The sequence below is a fragment of the bacterium genome (genome assembly GCA_030685015.1).
GTDB lineage: Bacteria > CAIWAD01 > CAIWAD01 > CAIWAD01 > CAIWAD01 > CAIWAD01.
The window spans coordinates 74,947-87,588 of record JAUXWS010000059.1; the positions used below are offsets into that span (position 1 = coordinate 74,947).

Genomic DNA, 12,642 nt, shown 5'->3' on the forward strand with positions numbered 1-12,642 from the left:
CAGTGTTGGGGCTCAGCGCGGCGTGTCGTCCACGATGGCCACCCGGAAGTTGGTGCGTGCGCAGCTTCCCACCACGCCCTGGCAATGCTCGCCCACCAGGTTGAAGTCCACCGGGTCGTAGCCCCGTTCACGGATCCACCAGTGCGTGCTGAAGAAGAAACGCGAGGCCGGATCGTTCAGGCGGCGCAGGGTGATGTCGTAGTAGCCCATGCGGCGGTCGCGCTGGCTGGCCTGGCGGTAGGTGTCCGCCGAATCCACGAAGACGAAGAAGCCCCAGGACACCGGCTGCGGCGCCACGCGGCGGCCCGGGGGCAGGCGCAGGTCGGGGTAGGGGCCCACCTGCCAGGCCAGCTCCTTGTCGTCGCGCAGCCAGTGCAGCCTGGGCTTGGGTGTGGAGATCCAGCGCCCGGCGGCGCTGTCCAGGACCACGGCGTTGAATTCCAGCTGATAGCGGTAGTCGCAGCCGTCGCCGCAATCCTGGCACCAGTCGACGTAGAAGGCGCTGGGGTTGGCCAGGTTGTCCTCGGCGGAGGGGTCGTAGACCATGAGCGTGTCGGCGTCGAAGCCATGGCTGCGGTCATTGGGCTTGAAGGAGAAGGCCAGGCCCTCCGCGCTCACGATGCGCGTGGCGGCGGATCCGTGGAAGGTGCGGCCCGCCCAGGTGCCGGACATCTCCAGGAGCAGGCTGTCCCCCGGCTGCAAGGGGAAGTCGGCCCGCGAGAAGGCGTAGCGCCACCGGGCGGCTTGTTCCTCCAGCTGGATCTCCTCGCCGCCCGGCACCCGGCGCAGGAGCAGGGTGGCGCCGGGCAGATGGGCCGTGCTGTCGTTGATGAGCACACCCAGGGGCAGGGGCTGCGAGAGCAGGACCTCCTGCAGCCCCTCGCTCCCCGGCTCCAGCAGGGCCACCAGGGTGACCAGATCCGCGGCGCCGGGGTCGCTCTCCGGTTGCTCATCGCAGCTGGAGGCGCCCAGCAGCAGAATCAGGGCCAGGGCGGGAATCCACGCGGCACGCATCAGAACCTCCAGGTCAGTTCAAGGCTGGGCAGCCGGCTCACGCCTTCCAGCAGGGTCTTCTCCGGCGGACCGCCGGGGTTCTTCGTGTAGTCGAAGTCCACGCCCCATTGGTTGGGACTGTTGAAGAGGTTCATGACGCCCATGCGGCACTCGAAGCTGCGGGCAGGGCGCCGGTGGGTGAAGGTCCAGGTGAGGTCCACCCGGCTGTAGGCGTCCAGCTCCTGGGCGTTGTAGCCGCCATAGGTGTGGAGGACGCTCTCCTCCGTGTTGAGGCCGTCGTCACCCAGCCAGGTGGCGCTCAGCGGCTCCGTGTAACGCGGCCCGGAAGCCAGGCGCCAGGCCAGGCTGACGCCGCTTTCGTTGTAGCGGAAGAAGCGCAGGCCGCGGCGGAAGGGCCAGCCTTTGACCTGCTCGTGCGGGAAGGCGCGGTTGACCAGCAGGTTCAGGTTGTGCCGTTTGTCGAAGGCGGCGTAGAAGGGCTTGCCCTCGTTCAGCTCGTCCACTTGGCGCACGGCCCAGGACAGGCTGTAGCCGGCCTGGCCCGTCCACAGGCCCTCCGCGCGACGCAGGCTGAGGTCGGCGCCGAAGGCCTCGCCCCGGCCGCTGTAGAAGAGGTCCTTGTTGGTGGAAGGGTCGTCCGCCTCGTGGTCCTCCATCTCCGACTGGGCCTCGGCCACGCCCCTCAGGCGCTTGTGGTAGCCCTCCAGCTCAAGCAGCGTTCCCTGGGCCAGGTCCACCTCGACGCCGGCGGTCCAGTGCTCGGCGCGGGCGGGCCGCGAGGTGGAGTCCATGGCCACCCAGATGAAGCTGAAGGTGCTGCCATCCCGGCGGAACTGCTGCAGGCCCTGGTTGTAGAGCCCCCACGCCGCCTTCAGCCGCACATGCTCGCTCAGGAGCGCCTTGGCCCCCAGGCGCGGCTCCAGCCGGGTGACGCGGTGCCGGTCCTCCTCGGCCAGGCGTCCATCCTGGAAGAGGGCGCCACGCAGGCCGGGCTCCACGATGAGCAGCGGATGCGGCCTCCAGCTGGCCTGCACATAGGTGGCCACTTCCGCCATGTGCTTGGATATGTCCCACTTGTGGTTGTTGAAGACCCAGGCCTGGAACTCGGTCTCCACCGTCTTGACCACCAGGCCGGACTCCAGGGTCAGGGCGTCATTGTGATGGTACTCCAACTGCAGGCGGGTGGACCAGTCGTTGATGTGGTTGGTCTGCAGCACGGTCTCCTTGCCGCCGAAGTCCAGCTCCGTGCGGAAGCGCGAAAAGGCGACGATGGCGCGGGAGTACCACTTGTTGTTCCAGACATGCCGCCAGTTGACATTGGCGGCCCGGTTGCCGAAGACGAACTTCAGGGAGGCGGCGCTAAAGACGTCGTCGCCCCAATAACCGGTGACCGACAGGCGGTCCCGCGGCCCCAGGTCCCAGTTGGCGCGCAGTTGCGCGTCGGTGAAGTGGTAGGGGACCTCGTCCTCGGCGAAGGCGCGGGTGGCCAGGTCCACGTAGGTGCGCCGCAGGGCCACCAGCCAGGAGGACTTGTCCAGCTGCCAGGTGGGGGCGCTCAGCTGCAGCGACGTGGCCAGCACGCCCACGCTCACCTCGCCATCCAGCTCCTCGCGGTTGCCCTCCCGCGAGGTGACCTGCAACACCGCGCCCAGGCGCCCGCCGTACTGGGCGGGCCAGGAGCTGCGCAGCAGGTCGGTGTGCTTGATGGCGCTGGGGATGAAGGAGGAGAAGAGACCGCCCAGATGGTTGGGGTTGTAGACCTCCACGCCGTCCAGCAGGATGAGGTTCTCGTCGGCGCGGGAGCCGCGCACATTGAGGTCGCTGGAGAAATCGTTGGTGGGCAGCACGCCGGGCACGGTGAAGAGGCTGCGCAGCAGGTCGCGCTGGATGAGCACGGGGGCCAGATCCATCTGGCGGCGGTCCAGGCGGACATTGCCGGCGTAGACTTGCTCCTGCTGCAGTTCCTGTTCCGTCCGCTCCGCCGTCACCACCACCTCGCGCAGGGCGAGGGTGGCCTGGGTCAGGCGGATCTCGCGCAGGGGGCTGGCCCCCTCCTCCACCTCGAACACGATCCGGGCTGGTTGGTAGCCCTGGTAGGAGGCCTCCACCGTCCAGGCCCCCGGCTCCAGGCCGGAGATGACGAAATAGCCGTCCAGATTGGTGGCGGCGCCGCGCAGGGGCGCCCGTCCCGGCAGGTCGGAGCGGGGCGGCACCTTGAGGTTGGCGCCGATGAGCGGCTCGCCATTGGCGGCGTCCACCACCCGCCCGTGCAGGCGGGCCGCCATCGCCGTCGAAAACAACATCAGTCCCGCCGCAAGGACACCCGGGATCCAGACACGCATCGTGAACATCAACAGGCCCTCTTTCGGTCAAGGCTCAATGAAAAAGCAGGCAGCAACTTAGGGTGTCCTGTCTAATACGCAAAATGCCACCAGACAGTGTGAGGTCGGGCGGCGCGGGAAGGCGGCCGATGGCCGCGGGCCATGCTCATGCGATGCCAACACGGAGCCGCCGCCTTCGCTGTCATGAAAGTCCGATGTCCATTCTGCGCATCCTGCTGCCGCTGTTGGCACTGGCCGCCACCGTCCACGCCCAGTACGGCATCTCCTGGCCCGACGGCCGCCTGGAGGTGGAGGGACGCCTGCGCATGGGCTGGACGCACCGCGGTCTCGAACGGGAGGCGGGCCACTCCCTGGTGCCGCCGGGCGGATTCATGGTCTGGTGCGACAACCAGCCCGAGCAGGGCGCCTTCCATGCCCCCTTCGCGCTGTCGGCGGGCGGGGAGGTAGTGGGCTTGTCCGACCCCGCGGGCCGCTTTCTCGACCCGTGCACTTTCGGACCGCAGAGCCCCGATGTAAGCGAAGGGCGCAGTCCCGACGGCGGGGCCCCCTGGCGCAGCGTCGCCACCCCCACGCCGGGAGCCGCCAACCTGGAGGTTCCGCCGCCCGGCCAGACGCGGCTCCTGATCAACGAGTTCCTTGCCTCCAACGACGCTTGCTGCAGCGACGAGCCCGGCGAGTTCGACGACTGGGTGGAGCTCCACAACACCGGCGATGCCCCCGACAGCCTCAACGGCCTCTATCTCAACGACAGCGCTTCCGAACCGCTCAAGTGGCGGCTGAACCCGCCGGCGACAGCCTGCTGGCGCCGAGACCTGGACCTCCTTCACGACGCCCACTCCGGGCGCCCCCAACCCGGCCCAACTTTGATGGCAAGGAGCCCCATGACCAATGCCCGCCATGCCAAGGTTGTCGCCTGGATCCTGGCCCTGTCGGCCCTGACCTTCCTGTGCGGCTGTTACGAGCGGGGGGAGTCGCTGGCGCAGGGGGATTGGGAGTTGGTGTCGGTCCACGCGCTCGCGGTGCCGGAGCCATCCGGCTTGTGCCTGGATCCCGACGGACGGCACCATTGGATCGTCAGCGGCGAGACGGGGCTGATCCACCGCCTGGACCTGGAGGGCCGTCTGGTGCAAAGCCTGGCCTTCGGGGGCGAGGACCTGGAGGGCATTGCCATCGATCCCGCCAGCGGGAACTTCTGGGTGGCGGAGGAGCGCCGCAACCAGGCGGTCCGGCGTGGTGCGGGAGGGCCACCAGCTCGGCTCGGCGGGGGGGACGAACTCCGCTTGCGAGGGCGCATGGTGGACGGCCAGGGGCGCGTCCTGCTTGCGATCGAGAAGAATCCAGGCCGCCTGCTCGTCCTGGACCCGGCCACCGGAAAGGTCTCGGGCGTGGACCTGGACTTTGCCCGGGACTATTCAGGGCTTTGCTGGGATGAGGGGCGGCAGGGCTTGTGGGTGCTCAGCGACGAATCCCGTGCCCTGTGTTTTCTCCGCGAAGGCGAAGGGCTGGTGGAATACAAGCTTGGCTTTGAGCGTTTGGAGGGTGTGGCCGTGGCCGGTGACTCGGCTTGGCTTGTCTCCGATGCCCTGTCCAGGCTCTATCGCATACAGCTGAATAGGGCCAACCCCGTGACATGCCACATGCCAAAGGAGAAGACATGCGCTTGGTCATGCTTGTGCTGCCACTGCTCTTGACCCGGGCCTTGCTGGGTCAGACGCTGGCGATCAACGAGTTCCTCGCCTCCGGCGCGTCCAATCAGCCGACGGCGGTGGCCTTGCCGGCCCCTCGCTCGGCGGGTCTCGAACTGCTGGGCGCGCAGCCCAATCCCTTCAACCCCGCAACCACCGTGCGCTACCGGCTGGCTGCTCCGGCCGCGCCGCGCCTGCGCGTGCTTTGCCTGCTCGGGCGGGAGGTGGCCGCCGCCGACCTGGGCCGCCAGCCGGCCGGTGAAGGGTCCTGGCAATGGACTCCCGCACCCGGCCTGGCCAGTGGCAGCTACTGGTTGCAGCTCGAGGCCGGCGGGGCTGGCGACACGATCAAGTTGCTCTACATCCGATAGCGACACGCAGAAATAGATGAGGACTCCCATGTTGCACCGCCTCGCCCTTGCCTCCCTGTTGACCGCCCTGTCCGCCCAGGCCAGCGTTGTGATCAACGAGATCCACTACAACCCGGCCGCCGCGCAGGGGGCGGACACCGCCTACGAGTTCATCGAGTTGTACAACACGGCTCCGGAACCGGTCGACCTGTCCGGGTGGCAGTTCACCGCGGGCATCGCCCACACCTTTGCCGCCGGCATCCAGATCCCGGCGGGAGGCTATCTGGTGGTGGGCGTCAACGCCGCCTCCCTGGAAGCCTGGTACGGGATCAGCGGCGTGGTCCAGTGGACGAGCGGCGCCCTGGACAATGGGGGCGAGACACTCCGTCTGGCGGACGCAGGTCAGAACCTGGTGGATGAGGTGCCCTACGACGACGCCGGCTGTTGGCCCACCGCCCCCGACGGGGACGGCCCCAGTCTGGAGCTGGTCCATCACGCGCTGGACAACTCGCTCTGCCAGAGCTGGGCAGCCAGCGCCGTGGCCAATGGCACGCCCGGCGCCCGGAACAGTGTTTTCGCGGCCGACACGCCGCCCCAGGTCCAGGACCTGGGCCACTTGCCGCAATCCCCCGGGACCGCCGACCCGCTCACCGTGAGCGTGTCCATCACCGATGACGCCGGGGTTGCCACGGCCCTTCTGCGCTACACGGCGGGCGGCCCGGAGCTGACCGCCGTCCTGGCGGATCAGGGCGGTGGCCACTACAGCGTCCAGATCGGCCCCTTCGCCGAGGGCACCCTGCTGGAGGTGATCGTGGAGGCCGAAGACACGGCGGGTCAGATCACCGTCCATCCTGCGCCGTTGGGGCCGGAAGCCTACCACATCTTCATCAGCGACCACCATCCCACCGACAGCGATATCGTCATCAACGAGATCCAGTACACGGACGCCTGTTACGGCGGGCTGGACTGGTTCGAATTGCACAACACCACTGGCACCCCCTTGGATCTCAGCTTCTGGACCGTGAAGGACGATCAGGACGATCACATCTTCACCATCCCCGGCGGGACGACGATTTCAGCCGGGGGCTACCTGGTGGTGGCCCAGGACGCGGCGCAGGTCATGTCCAACCATGGCATCGCCAATGTGGTGGGCAATGTCTCCTTCGGCCTGGGCAGCGGTGGCGACGCCGTGCGCCTCTTCGATGTGAACCTGGTCCTGGTGGATGCCGTGACTTACGGCGTGTCGGCGCCCTGGCCCGGCCCGCCCGTTGGAAGCGGCCCCTCCCTCAGCCTCATCGATCCTGCCCTGGACAACAGTCTGGGCGAGAACTGGGCGGCTTCGGCCGAGCCCTGCGGCACGCCTGGAACGGACAACCACCCAGCGGCACTGGTGCCACCCGCTCTGTCCATCGCCTACGATGGCGGGCAGATCATCCTCACCTGGACGGTGGTCGAGGAAGCCCTGGCCTACCGCGTCGAGGCGGCTGATGTCCTGGGCGGCGCCTTCACGACCCTGGCCACCACCCCGGACACCAACCTGCAGGTGAACATCAACCCGGCCCAACCGCTGCGCCTGCTGCGGGTGATCGCACTCCGATAGCGGCAACCCGCGGCACGATCAATCCTTGAAAGGCGGGTGGCCCCGGGCGGGTCGCCTGCCGCTTATCCACCAGTTATCCACGAAACGCCGGCGATTTTGGCGGCCCGTCCCGGCATCCTTTGACGGCGCCTGACACATCCACCCATCACTTTGTTAAGCGGGCATGTCAGCCGCGAACAAATGAATGATGCGAGGTCCATGCTGATCAAGCAGAGCGCCTTCCTGGGCATGGCACGAAGATTGCTGAACACCAAGGGCCAAACGACAGAAAGGCGAACCATGCATCGTGCCATTGCTTTGCTGCTGTGGGTACTGCCGACCCTGGCCAGCCCCTTCCCGTCCTCCGGCCAAACCACGCCCCTGCCGGCCGACGCAGGCCTGCAACTGGTGCTGGAGTTCCCGGCGCCCGTGTTAAGCCCATCCGAGGGCGGCTTCAGCGTCCGCATGCCGGGCGAGGGACTGCTGGGCATGGCGGGTTGTCCGGACCTGCCCCTGGCCAACCGTCATGTGCGCATTCCCGCCACCAAGAATGTGCAGCTGGAGGTGGTGGCGGCGCAGTGGAGCAGCCTGGGTTGGCATAGTGTCGCCCCTTTGCAGGAACGCCTGCACACCGAGGCGGACCTGCCCCTGCCCTGGATCCGCGACGAACAGGTCTTCCACGAGGCGCGCCTCTGGCCCCAGAGCTGGCTCAATCTCTCCGAGCCCATGCTGCTGCGGGAGACGCGGCTGGTCACGGTCTCGGTGGCGCCGGTGCGTTGGAACCCGGTGACGCGGGAGCTGCAGCACCTGGAGTCTCTCACCCTGCGCCTCACCTTCAGCGGGCAAAGCAGCGTCAATGTTCCCCTGCGGCCGACCGAGGAGGAGGGCCTGTCCGAGGACGGCGAAGGCCTGGTCTACTCCTGGCGCAAGGGTGAAGACCAGTTCCTGCGACAAATGTTGGGCGGGCGTCTGATCGATCCCTCCGTCCCGGAGTCGGGCGGCCAGGGAGCGCTGGCCGACATCTCCTGGCATGCGCCGCAACTGCCCTTGAACTACCTGGTCATCGCCAAGGCCGCCGCGCAAAGCCAGCCGCATTTCCAGAGCTGGGTGGCCTGGAAGCGCCAGAAGGGCCATCACGTGACCATCTTGGGCGAGGCCGAGATCACCAGCTGGACGACGACAGGCATCCGCAACGCCATCATCGACCTGTACCAGAACAGCCCCACGCCGCCGCATTACGTGGCTCTCATCGGCGACACGGGCGGCAGCTACGCCCTGCCCACCCACGGCAGCCAGTACGACCACTACTACGCCACCATCTCCGGCAACGACATCCTGGCCGATGTGGTGGTCGGGCGCGTCTCCGTGGAGAACGCCACCCAGATGGCCACTGTCTTCAACAAGATCCTGACCTATGAGCAAAGCCCCAATCTGGCCAGCACCAACTGGCTGAGGCGGGCCGGCTGGCTGACGGGCTCCGGCCATTGTGGCGAGTCCATGAGCCAGATGGCGCGGGACTTCGGCTTCCAGCTGATGCAGGAGCGTGGCTACATGCAGGTGGACACGGCCTTCTGCGCCAACAGCCCCACCTGGGTGGCCAACTGGTTCAACCAGGGCGTCAGCCACTACACCTACCGCGGCTGGGTGGGGATGGAGAACCTCAGCACGAACACACTCCTCAACATGACCAATTCCAACACGCCCGTGGCCAACGTCTTCACCTGCGGATCGGGGGACTTCTCCACCGGCCTTGCCTACACGGAGGCCTTCCTGCGCGGCGGCAACGCCACGCAGCCGGGGGCCGCCGTGGCCGCCATGGGCTTCTGCACGCTGGGCACCCACACGGCCTACAACAACCTGGTCTGTGGCGGCACCTGGAGCGCCCTGCTGGACTTCGGGATTCCCCAGGTGGGAACCAACATGTTCCGGGGCAAGCTGGAGCTGGTCAACACCCTGCCGCCCGGGGACTCCAACATCAACAGCTTCTCGTACTGGGCCAACTTGATGGGCGATCCCGGGATGGAGCAATGGTGCGGCGTGCCCGCCGTGCTCTCCTTCGACCACGCCCCGACCCTGTTGGGCAGCGGGGCCCAGGCCCTGGAGCTGCGCGTGCAGGACGGGGACGGCCAACCGGTGGACGGAGCGGCGGTGTGCGCCTGGCGGAGCGTGGATGCCCGCGCCCTGGGCCTGACCGATGCCGATGGCCGGGTCGTGCTCGAACTGCCGGCCCTGGTGCCCGGCGAGCTGTCCATCACGGCCAGCAAGGCCTTCTGTGTCCCCGCCCGCGCCAGCATCGATCTGGACGACCAGGTGGCGATGCCGGTCCTGGCGCAGGCCATTGTCCAGGATGAGGATGGCGATGGCCAGTGGACGCCCGGGGAGGTGGCCACCCTGCACCTGAGCTTCCACAACCCCTCCCCCAGCCAGGATCTGCCTGGCCTCTCCCTCTCGGCGGAGCTGGCCGACGCCGGCGCGGCACAGCTGCTGGCGTCCAGTGGCGCCGTGCCCGCACTGCCCGCCCAGGGCACGGTCCAGGCCACCGGTTTGATCCAATTGCGTGCGGCCGCCAACTGGACAGAGGGATTGGCCGTGCGCTTGAACCTGCGCCTGGAGAGCGGAACAGCAAGCTATCTGGCGCGCGCCACCCTGCCCCTGAGCACGCCGGTGCCGGAGATCGCCGGCGCAAGCTTCCCTGCCGGCGGCCTGTATCCAGGCCAGACGGTCCCGCTGACCCTCCACCTTTCCAACAAGGGCAGCCGGCCCGCCGGCCAGGTAGGCTTCAACTTCTCCTTCGCGGCCGGCAGCGGTCTATCCGTGGACCCGCCCTTGGTCGAACTGGACAGCCTGCGCGTGGATGAGCAAGTCATGCTCACCCTGGATATCACAGCTTCAGTCAGTCTCGTGCCCGGCTACTCCAGCCCGTTGATCGTGACCTGGCAGGACGAGGGAAGTGGAGCCTTGGGGGAGCTGCGCGCCCCCATCGTGCTGGGCAACCAGCAGGCGGGGGATCCCACCGGCCCCGACGGCTGGGGCTACTACGCCTTCGAGAGCACGGACAGCCAGTGGCTGCAGGCTCCCGTCTACAACTGGATCGAGATCGCCCCCAACGGTGGAGGCACGGGCAGCGTGGTCAATCTGCACGACTACAGCGACGAGGGCGACGACAGCCGCCGCGTGGAGCTGCCTTTCCCCTTCACCCTCTATGGCCAGAGCTATTCCAGCATGGCGGTCTGCTCCAACGGCTTCGTCGCGTTCGGCCCCCTGGCCCATTTGCAGACTGATTTCCGCAACCACTTCCTGCCCTGCGGCATGGGGCCGGAACCCATGCTGGCGCCCATGTGGGATGATTTCAAGCTGACGGGCGATGCGCAGGTTTGCGTCCAGCACCTGGCGGCGGAAGGGATCTTCGTGGTGGAGTGGTATCGCGTGCGCACCAATTCCAACAACATCATCAACACGTTCCAACTGCTGCTCTTTGACCCCGCCCTGCACCCCACACCCACCGGCGACGGCGAGGTCGTCTTCCAGTACCACACCTTCAGCGACAACCAGAGCAACAGCCAGGACTTCCCCTACTGCACCATCGGCCTGAAGAACCAGGATGCCACCGTCGGTCTGACCCTGCTCAATTACCGGCAGCGGCCGGCCACCGCCTCACCCTTCGCGGCCGGGAAGGCCGTGCGCATCACAACCTCCATCGGTCTCACGGTGGAACCGGCCCACCTGGACATCAGCGACACGGAACTGACCTTCAACCTGTCCGGCTCGGAGGTGGAAGCGACCACGGGCCAAATCACCCTGGGCAACACCGGACAAGCCCCGCTCCTCTGGCAAGCGCGCATCTTCCCGCCGGAGGCCTGGCCGCCCCAGGGCATGCAGGCGCCCGCCGGCCGCGACGCGGGAGGGCCCGACTCCTTCGGCTACACCTGGCGGGACTCGGGCGAGGCCATCGGTCCGCCGGCGGGATGGGTGGACATGTGGGAGGCCGGCAACGAGATCGTGCTCAACCTGAATGGCGGCCCCGACACGGCGGACGACGGTTTCAGCGATCCCATCGACCTGCCCTTCGCCTTCCCCTTTTATGGTGTTCCGCAAACGCGGCTTTGGGTGGCGGCCAACGGCTTTGTCTCATTCCAGGAGCCGGACGGCCAGTACTGGCAGAACAACCTGGCCGGCATTCCCCATGCCGACGCCCCCGATCGCAGCCTGCTCGTCTGGTGGGACGATCTGCTCAACAACGCGGAGCATGAGGGCTTCATCCGCTGGTGGACCAACGATCAGGACAGCCTGGTGGTCACCTGGCAGGAGGCCCCCCACTTCAACCAGGCCTCCTACGGCGGACCCTTCACCTTCCAGGTCGTGCTGGAGGCCAACGGGCGCATCACCTGCAACTACGGCGACATGGCGGCCGACGACCCGGACAGCGACTCCGGCAGCATCGGCGTGCAGTGGGACCAGGCCACGGGCTTCGTCATCCGCCACATGCAGATCACCCGCGACGGGATCAGCATCCAGATCCTGCCGCCCTTCTGGCTGGAGCTGGAGGACGTGGCAGGCATGGTGTCGCCGGGCGCCGAGGGCGAATTGCGCCTGAGGGTCCGCAACGATGTGCAGGGGCTGCTCCTGCCCAGCGGCCAATACGTGGCCACCGTGCTCTTCCAGTGCAACGATCCGGAACAGGCCTCCCTCAGCATCCCCGTGACTCTGATGGTGGCGGACACGGAACTGGAGAAGGGGCGGGAGCAGGCCCGGGCCTTCAGTGTGGACGCGGCCTGGCCCAATCCCTTCAACCCGACGGCGACCATCCGCTATCAATTGCCAGAACCGTTGTTGGTGGAGGCCCGCCTCTTCAACGTGGCCGGACAGATGGTGGGATTGGTGTTCAGCGGCCGGCAGCCGGCTGGGGAACACCACTTGCTGGTGGACGGCTCGCGCCTGGCCAGCGGTGTCTATTTGTTGAAGATGGAGGCGGGTCCGCACCGGGTCGTGCGTCGCTTGACCCTGGTCAAGTAGGAACCAACAGAAATCTTTCTGACAAGGCGGACATGGTCCGCCTTTGTCTTGTCCGGCAAGGATACGTGCACCGCGCGACGATAGTCGCCCACTTGGTGGATAAGTGGTGGACAACTCCGCGGGGATGGTTCAGGCGTTCTTCAGCAACCAGGCCACCGCGTCCTCCTCCGAGGATGCTTCCACCAGGATGATGCCGTGGGGACCCACCTTGGATTGGTAGGTCAGGATCGACATGCGCGTCACGGCGCTATGGGAGGTGATGCTGATGAAGTGCTTGATGCCTTCATGGGCAAAGGCGGGAAAGACCTCACGGTCGATGCAATCCTGGATCTCTTGGCTGAAAGACCCCCGCGCCGCGCTGCTGTCGACAATCCAGGCCTTTCCCCCCTTGGCCCGGGCGTGGGACAAGCCCTTCTCCAACACGGCCGCCCGGAACTCCGCCAAGGTCACGCCATAGTTGGTCCAGGTGTCGATGATGGCCCTGCTCGACGGATCATAGCGCACCGTCAACTTGCCCGGAATGGAGTAGACATGATCCATGTCGGCCTTCTGCTTGCGATGATTCGAACCCTTCGTCCTTCGTCGACTGTATCGGTGTGGGTGGTAAGGATCTGAACCAGTGTCAACCTTGAATTGTGCTCGGAAGACATGGGAAGAGG

The 12,642-nt window shown here is 67.0% G+C and carries 7 protein-coding genes; 4 read left to right on the plus strand and 3 right to left on the minus strand.

Annotated elements, in window-relative coordinates; translation table 11 throughout:
• Positions 1-12: 12 nt before the first annotated feature.
• Both Q8O14_08215 and Q8O14_08220 read right to left on the minus strand, forming a co-directional pair.
• Positions 13-1,014: a hypothetical protein gene (locus Q8O14_08215; protein MDP2360722.1), complete on the minus strand. Its 1,002-nt coding sequence runs from the start codon at positions 1,012-1,014 to the stop codon at positions 13-15.
• A complete protein-coding gene (locus tag Q8O14_08220) occupies positions 1,014-3,317 on the minus strand; it encodes a TonB-dependent receptor (GenBank protein ID MDP2360723.1) in 2,304 nt (767 codons plus the stop codon). Before Q8O14_08220 ends, Q8O14_08215 begins: the two co-directional genes overlap by 1 nt.
• 233 nt (positions 3,318-3,550) lie before the next feature.
• Here Q8O14_08220 and Q8O14_08225 point away from each other — a divergent pair, with 233 nt between their 5' ends.
• From Q8O14_08225 to Q8O14_08240, 4 genes are all read left to right on the plus strand, one after another.
• The gene (locus Q8O14_08225; GenBank protein ID MDP2360724.1) at positions 3,551-5,047 is read left to right on the plus strand and encodes a hypothetical protein; all 1,497 of its coding nucleotides are present in this window, start codon (positions 3,551-3,553) and stop codon (positions 5,045-5,047) included.
• A complete protein-coding gene (locus Q8O14_08230) occupies positions 5,011-5,412 on the plus strand; it encodes a hypothetical protein (GenBank protein ID MDP2360725.1) in 402 nt (133 codons plus the stop codon). Before Q8O14_08225 ends, Q8O14_08230 begins: the two co-directional genes overlap by 37 nt.
• A 28-nt stretch (positions 5,413-5,440) precedes the next feature.
• Complete coding sequence (locus Q8O14_08235) at positions 5,441-6,991, plus strand: lamin tail domain-containing protein (GenBank protein MDP2360726.1); 1,551 nt, start codon at positions 5,441-5,443, stop codon at positions 6,989-6,991.
• Positions 6,992-7,270: 279 nt separating this feature from the next.
• Complete coding sequence (locus Q8O14_08240) at positions 7,271-11,983, plus strand: C25 family cysteine peptidase (GenBank protein MDP2360727.1); 4,713 nt, start codon at positions 7,271-7,273, stop codon at positions 11,981-11,983.
• A 129-nt stretch (positions 11,984-12,112) separates the two neighbouring features.
• On the opposite strand, the gene Q8O14_08245 is transcribed toward Q8O14_08240, so the two are convergent.
• Positions 12,113-12,523, minus strand: a complete 411-nt coding sequence (locus tag Q8O14_08245; GenBank protein ID MDP2360728.1) for a hypothetical protein — start codon at positions 12,521-12,523, stop codon at positions 12,113-12,115.
• Between the last annotated feature and the right edge of the window lie 119 nt (positions 12,524-12,642).